This window comes from Nitratireductor pacificus pht-3B (assembly GCF_000300335.1).
Taxonomy (GTDB): Bacteria; Pseudomonadota; Alphaproteobacteria; order Rhizobiales; family Rhizobiaceae; genus Nitratireductor; species Nitratireductor pacificus.
Map to the genome: position 1 here is coordinate 1 of NZ_AMRM01000036.1, position 17,340 is coordinate 17,340.

Here is a 17,340-nt window from a genome sequence, read left to right on the forward strand (position 1 = left end):
GTCCCCATTCCGAGCCGATTGACACGCTGGAGTTTGGAGTGCCCGCTAGCTTCCCTGCGTAGCGAGCGTTCCACCCCTTCCATGCGCCATCCGTCTTGAAGTGGCGGCGCGGTCTCACCTTCCAGGTGAGGATTCCTGTCTCGGGGTCGTAAACCAGAAGCTCCCTGAGTGTTTCGACTGTGGGGCGCTGGCCGTCCGGCTGTTTCAACATGATGCTCTCCAAAACAGAAAAAGGGGTGGAAGGCTCCTCGGCCCGCCAACCCCCTGATGATTGTTGCTGATGTCCGGTTTTATTGACCGCTTGGTGTACCCTGGGGGTCTAGCGCCTCAAGAAGCGCTCTGGCCGACGCCTCACCTGTGCGTGCTCCCTTGTTCTTCAGGTAAGCTCCATGGACCTTCCGCTGGCGGGACTTCACGAGGAGGCGCAACTCCGGGGCCTCTCGCAACAGCGCTTTCTTGGCTGCGGCGCGGTACTGGCCGACAAGACGCCCCAGGGCATTGAGCCTTGTCCCCTTCACCCCGGGATCGCCGTCCGGCAAGTCTTGATAGGTGCTGGACCTGATGAGCTTCGCCAAGTGGGCCTTGAGGGGCTTCTGCCCTGGGATATGGCCGCTGAGTTCCTGCAACCGGTCATAGGCGTTCTGCCCGGTCTCAAGAGTAATGTCCCGGAGGTCCGTTCCATCAAGGTCGGGGTCTACTCTGCCGATGCCGCGCTCGGTCTCCAGCATGATGCGGCCATGCTCAGCCTCCACTTCATCAGCCTCGCTATCCGTGACAAGACCTGTGCGCCTCCAGATGGTCTCACCCATGAAGTCGCGGCGCGGGGGCAGCGTTTCGGAGAAGCCCGGAACGTTCTTCATGATGCCGTCCACGAGACTGCGAGCCTCCCTCATGTACGGATCGGGGTTCACTTGGCGAAGACCTGAGGAGAGCGGGACGAGGTTCCCGGCAATGGTCCCAAGCCACCGTTCGGCCCTTTTCCCGTCTGGGTCGCTGAGGGCTTCCAGGGTCTGGTTGATGTTCTGGAGGAATGTCCTGTCGGTAAAGGATTTGGCGAGGCTCATCGCGACGGCCCCCATGCCCATCTCTGCGCCGCTATTCTCAGGGTCATGTCGTGCGAGGTCCACAAGGTCCGCCATTAAGCCCATGGCCATGCTGATGGGATCGAAACGGCCCATGTTGATATAGGTCTTGGTGCCGTCGTCATTCTCGATGACATACGAGTACGGTTGCCAGCCGGTGGCCTTTAGTTCGGCTTGCAATCTGGGGTCCTTCGGCCCGCTTCCCGTCATCCGGCCATTGAGGGCCAACGTGGCGGAAAGCCCCATGAAGAGCGAGCCTAGCGCCATCTGGCCGATAGCGTGGGCCTTCGCCTCCTCGCCGTGTGCTCCTCTCCATGCTTCCCGAAACTCTTTCTGTAGGAGATTGAGGCCGGGGGTCATCTTCCAGCCGTACCTCAAGACGTTCACCGGGGTTTTTACGAACGGCAGAATGAGAGTGAGGATCGGATGCCGGTTCCTCGCCTGCTGGATGGTCGCGCCTGCGGTGCCAGCAAGTAGCTCGTTCTGGAACGTGGTGGCCTGTGCCTCGCGAAGTGCCCGACCATCTAGGGCTTTGCCGCTGGCGGGGTCTATCGCCTTCTCCAGTTCCTCCCGAATGTATCGCTGGTAGTCCCGCCCTGTGAGGCCAAGGCTATGAGCGCGGGAGGCTGCTTGTCCCTGCACATAGGCGCGATAGCGGAGCGTCTTGAAGAACTCGTCTACAGCGCCGAGGCTCCGCGTAGGGAGGCCCACGAGATTCCTGTAGTTGGCAGACCTCCAGGCATTCTCCACGATGTCCATGAGGCCAGTGACAGGCTTCCACGGGAGGGCCTGTTGCTGGACGGCTCCCTGAAAGAACTCTGTATTGTGAGGGGCGAGCCTGGAGTCTCCGCGCTTGAAGGCTTCCACGGCGGCGGTCCATCCATCACCCAAGGCGGCAGCTGTCGCGGAGTATTCCTCTATCGCCTGCCTTCGGAGTATGTCGCCCCCTGACTTTGGTCCTAAAGCGATGCCCCCGAGGAGCTTCTCGGTCGGCCTTCCCACCATCATCATTGTGTTGGACGTGAGATTCACGAGGTGCGTGGGCCATCCCCATAGAAGGTTATTCTGGAGGAGGAAATTCGCTTCATTCGTCATTCTGCGGAGGAAGGTTGGATTGGCTGTCTGGGCCAGCTTCTTGGGGTCTCCCTTGGTGGAATACAGAAGGTCGGCCAACTGCTCGGCGTCCAGGCCGTTGATGCCCTCAAGGTCGGCTCGGGTCAGGCGGTATTGCCCCCGGAGCCTTCGCATGGATCGGCCTGCGGCGGACCTCATTGCCTGCGCGGAAGCGAAGACCGTTACGGCAACGCTGAGCCTGTCCTTGAGTTCCTGGTTCGCTTTCGCTGTGTCTCCGCCCCACTCGTCTAGCATTCCGTTGCGGAGCTTTGCGGCGGTCTCGTAGGTCTCCTGAAAGACCCGGTTGCTGATGAGGTAGGCGGCTTCCATGCGAGAGGTCATGAGGCTGGCATGTTGGCCGGACTCAGCAAGTTCCCCCATGATGGTGCTCGGATCGTCCCCGAAGTAGTCGGCCATCTGGCGAACTTTCTCCGCAACCTGGGTGTCCCGGAGGATGTCTCCTCCCTTGGCCTTGTCCATGTCGGCCTTCAGGGTGTCGGCGGCATTGCTCATGAAGTCGCGAAGGCCATCAGGTGTGTGGAGCTTCTGCCAGGGAAGGCGGGATGCGCCACGGGCAGCAATCTGGCCTGCCTCGGCGGCGGCTTCACGAGAGCCAAACCTGGAGACGGCCTCAATATCGGACCTGGTACCTTTGAGAATTGCCGAGATGTCATCCGTGGAGACTTCCATCATGGAAGTGGCGCTTGGCGGCTCGGCTTTTGGCGGGGAGGCGGTGAGATTGGAGATTGCCTCCGCCCCATCATCGGCACTAGAGGCCCTGGGGGACTCACTGGGCGGCGTTTCGGCAGATGCCTCGGCAGACGGTGACGGCGCTGCATGAGTCGCTGAGGGGGCATTTTGAGGCGTCGGCCCGAAATCGAGACCGAATGCATCCACGTTGGCCTGTCGGGCGCGTTCCAGCTTGGCGATTTCCTTCGAGGCGGCGTCTGTGTTTCCGGCCCGAAGCAGCTTGATCGCCTTGATGGCACCGAGCAGGGCGAAGTCCACGCCGATGGACTCCAGGGCATTCTTGAAGCGGCCCTCGGCAGCGCTGTCCTCGATGTCAGACGCAAGGTAGGCCGTCACCGGGTTCTGGAGCGAGGGGAAGGACTCCACGAGGTCACTGAGACGCTCCTCATGGGGGTCGAGGACCACGGCTGATGCTGCCGACGCCTTCCCAGTCTCATAGAGCGCCCGACCGGCCTTGCCCGCCGTCTTGAGCTTCTGTGCGGCCTTCACCGGAGCCATGAGCTTCCCGGCCCCGATGAGGCCCACGACTATCTGTGAGACCCCCGAAGTCAGGCCATAGCCGACGCTCTCATTGTCGAGCGCCCGGTCCAGTGCCTCCACGTCCCGTCTGGTCTGGGACTTCTCGCCCTCCGCCGGTTCACCAAAGAGGAAGTCCTTGGTCTCGAAACCAGCCTGGACGACACCAGATGCCATCGACGCGAGGCCCCGGCTTACGGGATCGGAGCCGAACTCTTTGTCGGCCCTGGCGAGCACCTCCTGGTCTGAGGCCGAACGCTTGGCTGCAAGCTCAGCCTCCATCTCCTGGAGGGCTTGGCGGGCTTGGGGTGATAGTTCTTCCATGTTCATTCCCTTCATGGATGACAAAAAGCCCGCTTCCTCCCGGTGGAAAGACACGAGGAGGAGGGGCGGGCTGATGGGGATGGATGTTGATGGCGATTGGAAAGAGATACTGATCCTATCTCTCGCCCATGGGGTTTTCGCAAAGTGGCCGCTGATAGGTGGCCGGAGAAGCAAGGGCGGGCTGGATGCTCTTTAAAAGTGGGAGCCTATTGCGGCGGCAGCACCTTCTACTTCAAGAACCTGCCTAATTCGCCACCCGCCTGCATGGCGCTTTTCTTCTCAAGTATAAGCAAATTATTTTCGGGTCGGGACCGCCTGGAGCGGATTGCTGGGGTCTGCTGTGTTGAGACGGGCTAAGCATTCCTCCAAAGGCGTCTCTAAAGGCAGGCGCTCAAGGTCGTGCATGAGGTCTTCTTGCACCTCGCTCAATCGTCCACACGGGAACTGCGCCGCCTTGAACGGCCTCCCTGTTACCCCCCGTCCAGTTCTCCCGTGCATTCTGTCGGGGAGATAGAGATAATGCGTGATGAAGTGTCGGACACAGTAGCCGCGTCGAGAGGCAGGTTCCCTACAGATATGTCCGTCTGTTGGCGGGATCGTACCGTAGGGGCCGGAATATCCACCACGAGGCATAACGAGTGTGACGCAGAGGTTGGCCTCTCTAGCCAGTTGAATATCCGCCCTGAGACGCTTCTCCAGGTCAATCTCCGCTCGTCGCGACTTCCAAAGCCAGCTCCGCGTTGCGGGGTGCAGGTTTTTACCGCGATGGCTCCGTCTAATCTTCTTATAGTGCATATACCTGTGTCTCTTCGGCGATAGCTTTCTTTTCAAAAAGTGACACATCGTCTAACTCATTGAAAATAAACGAACCAATCATTGGCCATGCTATGCTCCTTTTCAAGTACGACCCAATTAATGTGCAGATGGGGAGAGAAGGCCGAAGGCCCTCCCTTATGTCGCCCTCCTGAGGATCAACGCAAGTTGCGCCGCGAGGCCCCGGCCCTTGGGTGTCAGGCCGAATGTCTTCTTGCGGCGATTGTCGGGGTTGGCGTCTGTCAGCACCAAGCCTAGTCCCGGTCTCCCCAAGCGGTAGCCGCCGCCAAGATACCTAAGGTGCTGGCTTATGGTGGTCGGCGTCATGCCTACCTTGACCGCTAGGTCCTCCAGGGTCAGGGGTTCACCCTCAAGGTCCTCGTGGTCACTCCATACGGCTGCACCGAGGAAGGTGACTGTGGTGGCCAACGTCATGTCTTTGCTCTCGGCCATCATCCTTCTGTTGGCTTCGAGGTACGCACGTATCAACCTGTCACTGGACATAGACACTCGCTTGTCTCTCATGATGGATGGGAGGGAGAGGAGGGGACCTCTCCGACCGGTGACGGCATCAGGAGGGCGTCCAGTTCGGGTCCGTCATGCGCCGTGCTTCCTCCTGGTCATACTCCCAGGCCTCAATCCATGAGGAGAGGTCCTCTCCCGCCAGCAACTCCTTGAGGAAGTAATGAGACTCTTCAGGCTGCATGTAGTCCACCGCAAAGCGGATAGCCGTCATAGGGTCCTTGAGGTCTGAGGTGGTGATGGGGCAGGTGATGCGATTGGACATTCGTCTGGTCTCCTTCTTTGAATGAAAACTGGCAAGGTCTTTTGTTTACACTATGAGCAGGTTGTGCCCGCCCGCGGCGGCCACCTCCAGCGCCCGCTTGGCGCTCTCCTGTCCCTTGATGTCCGCCAGGTCCGGCCATTGCCCGGGCGGCGGGCCGAGCGCCGGCTCGGGCCGGCTCATCACCTGCGTGCCGCGGAAATGGTTGGCGAGCGCGATCAGGCTGCGCGGCGCGAGAATGTCGAGCTCGGCACTGGCCCAGGCCGCCTCGGCGCCGCAGGCATGCGGGCAGATCAGCCCCTTGCCCGCCGCGTTCGCGCCGATGGCCGCCGGCAGCACGCCGTTGACGGCGGCGATCGTGCCGTCGAGCGACAACTCGCCGAGCACCACGTAGCTCGCCAGCGCGTCACCCGGCACGGCGCCCAGCGCCGCCATCAGCCCGAGCGCGATCGGCAGGTCGTAATGGCTGCCCTCCTTGGGCAGGTCGGCAGGAGCCAGATTGACGGTGACCTTCTTCGGCGGCATGGAGAGGCCCGAGGCATGCAGCGCCGCCTGCACCCGCTCCCGGCTCTCGGCCACCGCCTTGTCGCCGAGCCCGACGATCTGCATGCCCATCTTGCCGGGCGCCACCATCACCTGCACGTCGATCGGAACCGCCTCGACCCCCTGAAACGCGATCGTGCTCACATGCGAAACCATGCCATCCCCCCGGATGCCGCGCCCCGCTCCCCTGCCCGTTGCACTCCTGGCAGGAAAACGATAACTCAATGCAACCGGAATGAAGCATGTTTGATCGATCGAATCAAGAACATTTAGAGAACATGCGTAGTTAACGCGCCCGCATGGGTTGCATCGGGTTGCACTGCCGGAACAAACGAAGGCGCCCGGCCACAATCGGGCCGGGCGCAGGGGTCGTTTTCGTGGGGAAAGCCTCCGGGAGCGGGGCGTCCGGCGCTCAGGCGGCGCGGCGCGCCTCGACGGCATCCCAGAACAGCGCGGCAATGTCGGCGCCGCCGAAGCGCTTGACCTCGCGCAGGCCGGTCGGCGAGGTGACGTTGATCTCCGTCATGAAGTCGCCGATCACGTCGATGCCGACGAGAACGAAGCCCCGCTCGCGCAGGGAAGGGCCGATGCGGGCGCAGATCTCGCGTTCCCGCTCGGTCAGCTCGGAAGGCTCGGCGCGGCCGCCCACATGCATGTTGGAGCGGGAATCGTGCTCTGCCGGCACGCGGTTGATGGCGCCGACGGGCTCGCCCTCGATCAGGATGATGCGCTTGTCGCCGGCCCGCACCTCCTTCAGATAGCGCTGGACGATGAACGGCTCGCGGAAGGCCTGCATGAACATCTCCAGCAGCGAGGCCAGGTTGCGGTCGCCCTCGCGCAGGTGGAAGATGCCGGCGCCGCCATTGCCGTAGAGCGGCTTGACGATGATGTCGCCATGCTTGGCGCGGAAGTCGTCCACCTCGCGCGGGTCGCGGGTGATCAGCGTCTCGGGCATCAGGTCGGCGAATTCGGTGACGAAGATCTTCTCCGGGCTGTTGCGCACCCATGCCGGGTCGTTGACCACCAGCGTCTTCGGGTGGATGCGCTCGAGAATATGCGTCGTGGTGATGTAGTTCATGTCGAAGGGCGGGTCCTGCCGCAGCAGCACCACGTCCATGCTGGAAAGATCGAGCCGTTCGGGGGCGCCGAGCGTGAAGTGATCGCCCTGCTCGTCGCGCACCGTCAGCTTCTCGGCCCGGGCGATCGCCCGGCCTCCGGCCATGGACAGCCGGTCGGGTGTGTAGTGCCACAGGGCATGGCCGCGCCGCTGCGCCTCCAGCGACAGCGCGAAGCTGGTGTCGCCGGCAATCGAAACGGTCGAGATATGGTCCATCTGGACGGCGACATTCAGCGGCATGGATCGGCACTCCGGGAGGGTCTTCGGGGAAGCGCAGATGACGGCGCGCGCCGGCTCGTGTCAAGCCGCCGGCGGCGGCTCCGTCCGCAATGGACCGCGAGGACCGTCAGCCGGTTCACAATAGTGTTACATTGGATACTATTCTTAAACATTTTGGGTTCATGGTCCGCCCCGGAGCAGTGAATCCGCGAGTGGAGCAGATACCCGATGCAGCCGGCGCCTGCATATGTTCGGACGACAGCGGCAGATCAGGCCGACTATGCCTTCACGGACGCATTGACCGGCCTCGGCAATATGCGCCGCTTCTTCGACAAGATCGACCGGCTGATCGACGAGCGTGCCGAGGATCCGGCGCCCTTCGCCATCGGTGTGCTCGATCTTGACGGTTTCAAGCCCATCAACGACCTGTTCGGCCGCGCCGCCGGCGACGAGATCCTGCAGCAGGTGGCGCTGCGGCTGCGCGCGGCGATGGACGAGAACTCCACGGTCACCCGCATCGGCGCCGACGAGTTCGCATTCCTCTATCCCATGGTGTTCAGCGAGGAAGCGGCGCGCGAGCGCACGCGCCTGCTGATCGAGATCCTGTCCGCGCCCTATGATGTCGGCCATCGCACGGCGCGCCTGTCGGCCTCCGCCGGCTGCTCGCTTTACTATTCCGAGGACGAGACCAGCGAGGTTCTCCTCAACAAGGCCGAGACGGCGCTGTATCAGGCCAAGCGTTCCGGCCGCGGCGCGGTTGTCGTCTACACGCGCGAGATGGAAGACGCGGCCAAGCGGGTGACGCATATCGAGCAGGCCCTGCGCCGCGCCGTCGCGGCCGGCGACGTGGAGCCGCATTTCCAGCCCATCGTCGATCTGGAGACCCGCCGCACCGTCGGTTTTGAGACGCTGGCACGCTGGACGGACCGCGACCTGGGTCCCGTCTCGCCGGGCGTCTTCATTCCCATCGCCGAGGAGCGCGGCATCATCGGGCCGCTGTCGCAGCTCGTGCTGCGCAAGGCGACCGAGGCGGCGCGCGGCTGGCCGTCGAACCTGTTCCTGTCGTTCAACCTGTCGCCGTCGCAGCTCGTCGATCACAACACCGGCCTGCAGATCCTGTCGATCCTCGAGCGCACGGGCTTCGACCCGCGCCGGCTGGAGATCGAGATCACCGAAACCGGCCTGATGAACGATCCGGCTTCCGCGCAGCGCATCGTCGAGGATTTGCGCCGCGTCGGCATCCGCGTGTCGCTCGACGATTTCGGCACGGGTCAGTCGAGCCTCGGGCGTCTGCGCGAGTTCCAGTTCGACAAGCTGAAGATCGACCGCGCCTTCGTCTCGTCGATCCTCGACGACCGCCCCTCCGAGCACATCATCCGCGCTATTCTCGCCATGTGCGAGGGCCTCGGCATGGATGTGGTGGCCGAGGGCATCGAGGCGGAAGCGCAGGCGGACCGGCTGGTGCAGTTCGGCTGCGGCGGCGGCCAGGGCTTCCTGTTCGGCCGGCCCTGCGATGCCGACGCGACGCTCGGCTATCTGCGTGACAGCGCGGCGCGCCCGCCCCTGCGCAAGGTCGTCGGCTGAGGCCGAAGCGGCTCACGCCATCGCTTGTCGGGACTGCGGGGCGTCCGGCAGCAGCAGCGTCGCATCCCAGATGCCCGACGTGACCGTCGCCGCCGCCAGTTCCAGCATCAGCGCGCGCACCGCTTCCTGGGCGAATGTCGTCGGCTGGTCGGCCATCTCGCAGAGATAGAGCGTTCGCGACAGCGTCGGTTCGATGATCGGCCGCGAATGCAGCAACCCGCTTTCCAACTGCTCATACATGAAAAGCTTCGTGCCGATGGCGCAGCCCAGCCCCGCGGCGAGCGAGGCGCCGATGGCCTGCACCGAGTTCATCTGCAGCTTGGCGCGGCTTTCCAGCTTGCGCAGCAGCGAGATGTCGTCCAGCAGCGCCCGCGCAGAAACGCCCTGGCGGAGCAGGATCAGCGGCATGTCCAGGATCTCGGAGAAGCGGACCGGCTCCTGCGTGTCGCCGATCATGGCCGGCGTACCGACCAGCAGCATCTCCTCTTCCAGAACCGCCTGCACGCGCAGCCGCGGGTCGGCGGGCGGATTGTAGACGAGCGCGATGTCGACCTCGGACGACATCAGGTGCATCAGGGTGGAGCCCGACAGGCTTTCCGACAGGGAGAGGCGCACCTTGGGAAGATCCGACATGATGCGGCGCACCAGGTCGACGCCGATCGCCTTCACCGCCGAATAGGCCATGCCGACCGAGACGTCGCCGGCAATCTCCTCGTCTGCGGCCCTGATGTCCTTCTCGGCCGCGGACATGGCCTTCAGGATCGACTTGGCGTGTGTGTAGAGCCGCTCGCCGGCCGCCGTCGGCTGCATGCCGCGCGGTTTGCGCACGAAAAGTTTCGCCGAAAGCTCCTGCTCCAGATTGGCCAGGTGATGGCTGAGCGCGGAGACCGCGACGCGGCAATGTTCGGCGGCGTTCGACAGGGTTCCCTGTTCGTAGATCGCGGCGAAGTAACGAAGCTGTCGGGTGTCCATGGTTTCTGTAATTTAGAAAGCAACGTTAGAAACATTATAATTTCAAGGCATCAAACGCAACGCTAGTCTCGCACGAAAGCATGGTGCGGACGAAGAAAAATCACTGACGTCGGCACCGATGCGCGAACCAGAAACATGGGATGGGGAACGCCCTCCGGAGGCGGCGACCTGTTCCGGCAAGACCGGCGAACGAACCGATATGGATCATGCATTCAGACCCCTGGACGGTGTGCGCGTCGTCGAGATGAGCCACATGATCATGGGGCCGTCCTGCGGGCTTTTCCTCGGTTTCCTGGGCGCTGAGGTGATCAAGGTCGAGCCGCCGGAGGGCGACAAGACGCGCCATCTGACCGGCATGGGCAGCCCGTTCTTTCCGCTGTTCAACCGCGGCAAGAAATCCGTTCAGCTGGACCTGAAGACCGGCGAGGGGCGGGACGCCCTGAACCGTCTCCTGGCGACGGCCGATGTTTTCGTCGAAAACTTCCGCGACGCCTCGCTGGCGAAGATGGATGCCGATCCCGAAGACCTTCAGGCCCGCTTTCCGCGCCTCATCATCGCCTCCCACAAGGGCTTCCTGCATGGTCCGTATCAGGACCGCACGGCGCTTGACGAAGTGGTGCAGATGATGACCGGCCTTGCCTACATGACGGGACCGACCGGCCGCCCGCTGCGCGTCGGTTCGTCGGCTAATGATATCATGGGCGGGCTGTTCGGCGCGTTCTCGGTGCTGGCCGCGCTGATGGAGCGCAAGGAGACCGGAAAGGGCCGCAGCCTGCGCGTCGGCCTGTTCGAGAACTGCCTGCTTCTGGTCGCCCAGCACATGGTCCAGTTCGAGCTGGAGGGGACCAGCCCCCCGCCGATGCCCGAGCGCACCTTCTCCTGGCCCGTCTACGACATCTTCGAGACTGCCGACAGGCGGCAGATCTTCGTCGGCGCGGTCACCGAGGGACAATGGGCCTCCCTGTGCAAGCTGCTGGAGCTGGACGTGCTTCTGTCCGACGAGCGGCTGCAGAAGCGCATGGACCAGATCGACGCCCGAAGCTGGACGGTACCGATCTTCGCCGAGGCCATCGCCGGGCGCGAGGCCGGGCCCCTGCTCGAGGCCTTCGAGCGGGTCGGCATTCCCTATGCGCCCATTGCCCAGCCGGCGGACATGTATGACGACCCGCATGTGATGCGGCCGGGCGGACTGGCGGCCTCGGCCATGCCCGACGGGCGGTCCTTCCGCGCGCCGTCGCTGCCTTTCGAGGTCGATGGCGTGATGCTGTCGGGCGGCGGCGATCTGGCGGCGGTCGGCCAGGACACGGAGGCGGTGCTGAAGGGCCTTGGCCTCGACGACGAGGAGATCGCCGCTGCGCGCGGCCCGCTGCGTGCGGAGGCGGCATGACCGTCCTGTCGGAGATCTATCCCGCCGACCGCGTCTCGCTGCGCGAGGTCGGCCTGCGCGACGGGCTGCAGCTCGTCAAGGCGTTTCCCTCCACCGAGGCCAAGCGGGACTGGCTGGCGCGCGAGCATGCCGCTGGCGTGCGTCATTTCGAGGTCGGCTCGTTCCTGCCGGCCAGCCGCATGCCGCAATTCGCCGATGTCCGCGACGTGATTGCGGCCGTGAATGCGCTCGGGGGTGCCCATGCGGCGGCGCTGGCGCTCAACGAGCGCGGCGCCGTCGATGCGCTCGAGACCGGGCTTGGCGAGATCGTCTGCGTCGTCTCGGCCACCGAGGAACACAGCCAGGCGAACATGCGCCGTTCGCGCCGGGAAGCCGTAGAACTCGTCGGCGAGATCGTCCGGATGCGTGACGCGAAGGGCCACGGCGCGATCGTCAATGTCGGCATCTCCATGGCGTTCGGCTGTTCGCTCGCCGGCGCGGTGGACCCCGCCGAGGTGCTGCGGCTGACCGAGGCCTGCCTTGCCGCTGGCGCGGACATCGTCGGCATCGCCGACACGGTGGGTTTCGCCGGGCCGCGGCAGGTCGCGGCGCTTTCGGCGTCGATGGCCGCGCTGTGCGGCGCCCGCCCGTTCATCGTCCACCTGCACGACACGCGCGGCATGGGCATCGCCAATGCAGCCGCTGCGCTTGATGCGGGCTGCCGCGTTCTCGACGGTTCGCTCGGTGGCCTCGGCGGCTGCCCCTTCGCGCCGGGCGCGACGGGAAATGTGGTCTTCGAGGATCTGGTGTTTCTCTGCGAGACCAAGGGTTTCGCCACCGGCATCGACCTCGGCGCGCTGGCGAGCGCGCGGTCCGTTGCCGAGCGCGCGATGCCGGACGAACAGTTTTACGGCTCCATCGCCCGCGCGGGTCCGCCCGCCGCGGTCGCGTGGCGCGCCTGAGCAGGCGAGAGAGAACGCGTTCAGGGAAGAGATTGAGAAAGCCCAGCAATTCCAGGGAGGAAACCATGGGAAAGACACTGAGTGGAATGCTTGCCGTTCTGGCCATGTCGGCGGCCTCGACGACCATTGCCGAGGCGGCCACCGCCATGCGCTGCAGCCATCAGCTGCCGCCGGCCCACCACATCGCCAAGGTGGTCGATCGCTGGGCCGCCGAGGTGGAAAAGCTGTCGGAGGGTGAGCTTGACGTCCAGGTGTTTGGCGCCGACAGCCTGGTCAAGGCGAATGACAACATTCTGGCGGTCGCCAAGGGCGACATCGAATGCGCCTTCTCGCTGAACTTCCAGTGGGGCAAGACGCTGCCGCTGATGAACGTCACGGTCGGCCCCTACACCATGTCCTCCATCGAGGCCTGGAAGAAGTGGCCAACTTCCGAGGCCGCCGCGTTCCTCGAGGAAAAACTTGCCGACAAGGGCGTCAAAAACATCGCCTGGATGTTCCAGACCAATGTCAGCGTCTTCACCTCGAAGGGCAGGGCGCTGCTGAAGCCGGAGGACTTCCAGAACATCAAGATGCGCGGCCTCGGCCCGGCCTTCGACCGAAGCCTGATCGCCATGGGAGCGTCGACTGCCTCGATGCCTGGAAGCGAGGTCTATCAGGCGCTGGCGACGGGCGTGATCGACGCGGCCATCACCGACGTGGCAGCCGCCTATTCGCGCAAATACTACGAGGTGCAGGACCATTTCACCGTCGTGCCGGTCCTCGCGGCATATCTGCACGGCTACGTCACCCCGTCCTGGTACGAGGGGCTGAGCGACAAGTCGAAGGCGGCGCTGAAGCAGGCCGGCGAGGCGGCGTCCGGCTGGGCGATCGAGGCCTCGCAGGCCGCTTCCGCCGATGCGCCGAAGCAGCTTGAGGAGAAGGGCGTCAAGGTTCACATCGCCACCGACGCCGAGAACGAAGCCTTCAAGGCGGCCATGCAGCCGGCCTTCAACGAGGGCTTCGCCGAGGAGACGGGCGAGGACGGCAAGAAGCTGCTCGAGCTCATCGAGAAGATCCAGTAAGGCGTCTCGATGAACCTCGACAGGACGGAGCATGAGGAGGCGCCCCGCGCCTCCTCGGGATTGGATATGGCGATCGCCGTGGTCACGCGCCTCGGCGGTGGCCTGAGCGCGCTGCTGCTGCTGGTGGTGCTCTGCATCACCACGCTCGGCGTGTTCAACCGCTATGTGCTGGGGCGGCCGCTTCTCGGCGTCGACGAAGCCTCCGGTTTCCTTGTCGTCGCCGTCGTCATGTTCGGCGCGGCGGAGGCGCTGCGGCGCGGCGACCACATCCGCATCGACATCCTGTTCGACAGGGCCGGGCCGCGCGGCCGCTGGTGGCTCGAACTGTGGTCGCAGATCGCCATCCTCGTCTTCACCGGCCTTCTGCTGAAAGCCGCCTGGCACACCGTGACGTTCTCCCGGCAGTTCGAGGCCTATTCGACGGGCTATCTCGAGGTGCCGCTCTGGATTCCGCAGTCGACCATGGTGATCGGCGCGGGGCTTCTGATCCTGGCGGCGCTCGGCGCCCTTCTCCGTCATCTTCGGGAACGTCCATGACCATCCTGCTGATCCTGGCCGCGCTGATCGTCCTGCTTTTGACGGGCATGCCGATCTTCGCCGCGCTCGGCCTGTCCTCGCTCGCCGTGCTCTATTTGTTCGAGGGGAAGACCGATTCCATGGCGGACACGGTGTTCGCCAGCCTCAACAACCCGCTTCTGGCGACGATCCCGATGTTCGCCTTCATGGCGCACATCATGATCAAGGCGAAGGTCGTCGACGATCTCTACGACATGGCCAACAAGCTGGTCGGCCATGTGAAGGGCGGGCTGGGCTTCGCCACCATCCTCTCCTGTACCATCTTCTCGACCATATCCGGCTCGTCCGTCGCGACGGCGCTGACCATCGGCTCCACCGCGATCCCGCAGATGCAGCGCTTCGGCTACCGCTCGCGCGACACCTACGGCATCATCGCCGCCGGCGGCACTCTGGGCATCCTCATTCCCCCATCGGGGCCGATGATCCTCTACGCCATCGTCACCGACGCCTCCATCGGCGCGCTGTTCCTGGCCGGCCTGATCCCCGGATTGCTGATGGCGGTGATTTTCGCCGTGTTCAGCTGGTACCAGGCCAACGCCCATGGCGAGACCGAGAAGCAGAACTGGCCCGGCGCCCGGGCGGTGATCCGCGCCTTCGCCAACTCCTTCTGGGCCGTGGCGATGCCACCGGTCATCCTCGGCGGCATCTATTTCGGCATCTTCACCGCCGCCGAGGCGGCCGCGGTCGGCGCGGTCTACGCGCTGGCGGTGGCGCTGCTCGTCTACCGCAACGTGTCGCTGCTGGACCTGTGGGACTGCACCTGGCAGACCATGCGCACCACGGCGATGCTGTTCATGATCATCGCCGCCGCCGCCCTGTTCGGCCACGCCATCACGATCATCCGCCTGCCGGCCGAGATCATGGAGGCCGTCACGGCGCTCGGCCTGTCGCAGACCGGCTTCATGCTGGTGGTGATGATCGCCATCTTCATCCTCGGCATGTTCCTCGAGACGATCGCCATCATTCTCATCACCACGCCGATCATCCTGCCGGCGATGCACGCGCTGGGCATCAATCCGATCTGGTACGGGGTGATGCTGATGATCAATCTCGAGCTGGCATTGATCACGCCGCCGGTCGGCATGAACCTGTTCATCCTCAAGGGCATCACCGGGGCGCCGCTGTCGGAGATCATGCGCGGGGCGTTTCCCTACGTGCTGCTGCTGATCGTCGGCCTGATCATCATGTGGGTCTTCCCGCAGCTTTCGCTGTGGCTGCCGACCACCGCCGGCTTTGGGCGGTGATCCGGACCCGGCGGCTCAGCGCGCCTCGATGCACACCTTGGTGTGGCCGGCGCGGATGAAGCCCAGCTCGGCGGCGGCGGCCTTCGACAGGTCGACGATGCGGCCGCGGACGAAGGGGCCGCGATCGTTGATGCGGACGACGACGCTGCGGCCGTTCCGCTTGTTGACGACCCGCAGCTTGGTGCCGAAGGGCAGCGAGCGATGGGCGGCGGTCATCGCCGCCGGGTTCATCCGCTCGCCCGAGGCCGTCTTGGAGGTCAGCGCATACCAGGAGGCGCTGCCGCACTGGGCATGGGCCGGAGCCGAAAAGGCGAGCATGAGAGCCGCCGCCGGCAGAATCCTCCGCCCGTGAAGAATGCGCTGTCGCATGGAAACATCCCCGGTTCCGTGTCAGCCACGGCGCTTGGGCGGCAAATGCGGCGATGAAACGGCAGGGTTCCGGAAACGGCCGGCGGCGGCCATCAACAAAGATGACAGGATTGCAAGATTATCCCGACACTTCCTCATCGATGCGCGGGCTGACGCCCTCCCGTGGCTCCCCGACACCGGCGCCGCCGAGCCTGTCCACCACGCGCCTGGCCAGTCCCTCCCAGCTGTGGCTTCGCGCATAGGCGAAGCCGGCTTCGACCAGCCGGGCCTTCTCGGCCTCGTCGTCCGCGAGCTTCAGGATCGCGTCGGCCAAGGCCTGCGGATCGAGTGGCGCGACCATGGCGAAGCACCCTGCCTCCCGCTGGATCTCGCGGAAGCTGATGGTCTCGGAGGCGATCACCGGGCGGCCATGGCGGATGGCCCAGGTGATGGCGCCGGAGCCGGGCGGACCATCCGGGTGGTAGGGCGCCAGAACGATGTCGGTGCGCGCCATCACCGCGCCGACATCCTGCTCGTCGATCCAGCCGGTGACCTCGATACGCGGGTCGTTCGCCGCCATCAGGCGCGCCAGCGTGTCGTCGCCGACATTGCCGGGATGCGCGCCGCCGGCGACCAGCAGCCGGAACCGTTCCGGCAGCAGGGCGAGGGCCGCGACCGCCTCGTCGTAGCCCTTGTACGTGGCGACAAAGCCGAAAATCGTCAGCGTGACCGTGCCGTTGCTCCTGGCCGGGGCAACGGGGCGGATGGTCTGCAGCGGATGCCGCGTCGTCCAGAGGGAGGCGCGCTTCAGCCCGGCATCGACATATTGCGCCAGCGCCTCGTCGCCATGCACCAGGATGGAGATCTGGGGGTTGGCGTTGATGAGACGGCGCGTCCGCTCCCAGTACATGCGCTTCCTGGAGAGGAGGCGTGTCGAGGTGCGCGGCTCTGCATGAAACACGACCACCGTCGGCTTGCCGGAGGCTGCGACGGCAGCCAGCACCCGGGCGAACACCCTCTGCGCCGCGACCAGCGAATGCTGCGCGCCGAACAGGCCGTATTCGTGCTGGATGATCAGCGCGTCATAGGCCTCGAGCCGCGCCAGGAAGGGCTTGAAATAAGCTGAAAGCTCCCGCTCCGGCAATGTGCGGACCGCCGTCGAATCGATCGGGTGGATGTCCACGGTCAGTCCGTCGCTGCGCATCGCTTCGGCGAGTTCGGTATTGTAGGCGGCGATGCCGCAGCGTTCGCCCGAGGTGGAGAGTGTCAGAATCTTCATGGCATGAGAATCGTACCGGGTACCCCGGGTTCCAGTGATGATAGAACTTTGCCCAAAGCATGGCTGAGGGGCGCTGCGCGCGTTTCGCATCGACGCGTTTCCTGATTTCCTTTCACCCTTAGCCGCCTTGGGCCGGGTTTGAGAACCCATTCCAGGTGGATAATGGCGCCCTTCTCCCCGCCTGCGGGGAGAAGGGAGCGCCGGCGTTTGTGCTGGTCTTGCAATCTCGGAGCACGCCGGATGCGGACCTCTCCACCCTCGTCATCCCGGGCTTGACCCGGGACCCATTGAGGAGCGGGGCCGGGTGTCGCAGACGGCGCGAGCGCCGGTGCGGGACCGAGGTCCGGGCCGCGCCCTGTGCGTTCTTCCAATGGGTCCCGGATAGCCTGCGGCTTCCGGGATGACGGGGGTGTAGATGCGGCTATGTCGGCTTTCCATGTGTGCACTCCTCCGTTCCCGCGCGGCGGTCCGCCGGGGCATGAAGATGGGTTCGGGAAGACGGGCGGCGAAAGCGTCGCCAATCTGTGGAACTGTATGCGACCCTTTCGCCGCCTGTCCGGCCGCTGTCCCATCCGTCGGTCGATCACTCGGCCGATGATGCCCGAGAGGTCCGGTTTCCCGGCCTGTGAAACACCACCGCCTTCGCGGCTTCTCCGCAACCGGGGGTAACGATCCGGCCGCCGACCT

Annotated in this window: 13 protein-coding genes and 2 pseudogenes; 6 read left to right on the forward strand and 9 right to left on the reverse strand. The window is 64.6% G+C overall.

From position 1 onward, the window contains the following. The 6 genes and pseudogenes from NA2_RS22235 to gshB form a co-directional block, all read right to left on the reverse strand. Window positions 1–211, reverse strand: a pseudogene (locus NA2_RS22235) (hypothetical protein); the annotation flags it as partial. Between the two features lie 79 nt (window positions 212–290). Continuing rightward, on the reverse strand, window positions 291–3,791 hold the full coding sequence (locus tag NA2_RS20770; protein WP_244423692.1) for a hypothetical protein: 3,501 nt from the start codon (window positions 3,789–3,791) through the stop codon (window positions 291–293). A 945-nt stretch (window positions 3,792–4,736) separates the two neighbouring features. Next, complete coding sequence (locus NA2_RS20780; protein ID WP_008599237.1) at window positions 4,737–5,102, reverse strand: helix-turn-helix domain-containing protein; 366 nt, start codon at window positions 5,100–5,102, stop codon at window positions 4,737–4,739. Window positions 5,103–5,169: 67 nt separating this feature from the next. Then, window positions 5,170–5,385 (reverse strand): hypothetical protein, encoded by a 216-nt coding sequence (locus NA2_RS20785; RefSeq protein ID WP_008599238.1) that lies wholly within the window; start codon window positions 5,383–5,385, stop codon window positions 5,170–5,172. Between the two features lie 48 nt (window positions 5,386–5,433). Continuing rightward, window positions 5,434–6,081: pseudogene (locus NA2_RS20790) on the reverse strand (magnesium chelatase domain-containing protein); the annotation flags it as partial. Between the two features lie 256 nt (window positions 6,082–6,337). Then, window positions 6,338–7,282, reverse strand: a complete 945-nt coding sequence (gshB, locus tag NA2_RS20795) for a glutathione synthase (protein WP_008599241.1) — start codon at window positions 7,280–7,282, stop codon at window positions 6,338–6,340. Window positions 7,283–7,489: 207 nt separating this feature from the next. Here gshB and NA2_RS20800 point away from each other — a divergent pair, with 207 nt between their 5' ends. Then, complete coding sequence (locus tag NA2_RS20800; protein ID WP_008599242.1) at window positions 7,490–8,845, forward strand: putative bifunctional diguanylate cyclase/phosphodiesterase; 1,356 nt, start codon at window positions 7,490–7,492, stop codon at window positions 8,843–8,845. A 12-nt stretch (window positions 8,846–8,857) separates the two neighbouring features. Here the strand turns inward: NA2_RS20800 and NA2_RS20805 are convergent, their stop codons facing one another. Continuing rightward, entirely contained in the window at window positions 8,858–9,817 is a 960-nt protein-coding gene (locus tag NA2_RS20805; protein WP_008599243.1) for a LysR family transcriptional regulator, read from the reverse strand. 199 nt (window positions 9,818–10,016) lie between these two features. On the opposite strand from NA2_RS20805, the gene NA2_RS20810 reads away from it, so the two are divergent. The 5 genes from NA2_RS20810 (at window position 10,017) to NA2_RS20830 (ending at window position 15,026) form a co-directional block, all read left to right on the forward strand. Continuing rightward, window positions 10,017–11,204, forward strand: a complete 1,188-nt coding sequence (locus NA2_RS20810) for a CaiB/BaiF CoA transferase family protein (RefSeq protein ID WP_040678909.1) — start codon at window positions 10,017–10,019, stop codon at window positions 11,202–11,204. Further along, on the forward strand, window positions 11,201–12,145 hold the full coding sequence (locus NA2_RS20815) for a beta/alpha barrel domain-containing protein (RefSeq protein ID WP_008599245.1): 945 nt from the start codon (window positions 11,201–11,203) through the stop codon (window positions 12,143–12,145). Before NA2_RS20810 ends, NA2_RS20815 begins: the two co-directional genes overlap by 4 nt. 65 nt (window positions 12,146–12,210) lie before the next feature. Next, entirely contained in the window at window positions 12,211–13,206 is a 996-nt protein-coding gene (locus NA2_RS20820; RefSeq protein WP_040678905.1) for a TRAP transporter substrate-binding protein, read from the forward strand. A gap of 9 nt (window positions 13,207–13,215) precedes the next feature. Further along, window positions 13,216–13,743: a TRAP transporter small permease gene (locus tag NA2_RS20825; RefSeq protein WP_008599248.1), complete on the forward strand. Its 528-nt coding sequence runs from the start codon at window positions 13,216–13,218 to the stop codon at window positions 13,741–13,743. Continuing rightward, on the forward strand, window positions 13,740–15,026 hold the full coding sequence (locus tag NA2_RS20830) for a TRAP transporter large permease (protein ID WP_008599249.1): 1,287 nt from the start codon (window positions 13,740–13,742) through the stop codon (window positions 15,024–15,026). Before NA2_RS20825 ends, NA2_RS20830 begins: the two co-directional genes overlap by 4 nt. Window positions 15,027–15,041: 15 nt before the next feature. Here NA2_RS20830 and NA2_RS20835 read toward each other — a convergent pair whose 3' ends face one another. Then, entirely contained in the window at window positions 15,042–15,395 is a 354-nt protein-coding gene (locus NA2_RS20835; protein WP_040678906.1) for a septal ring lytic transglycosylase RlpA family protein, read from the reverse strand. A gap of 118 nt (window positions 15,396–15,513) precedes the next feature. Beyond that, the gene (locus NA2_RS20840; protein ID WP_008599251.1) at window positions 15,514–16,653 is read right to left on the reverse strand and encodes a glycosyltransferase; all 1,140 of its coding nucleotides are present in this window, start codon (window positions 16,651–16,653) and stop codon (window positions 15,514–15,516) included. Window positions 16,654–17,340: the final 687 nt, after the last annotated feature.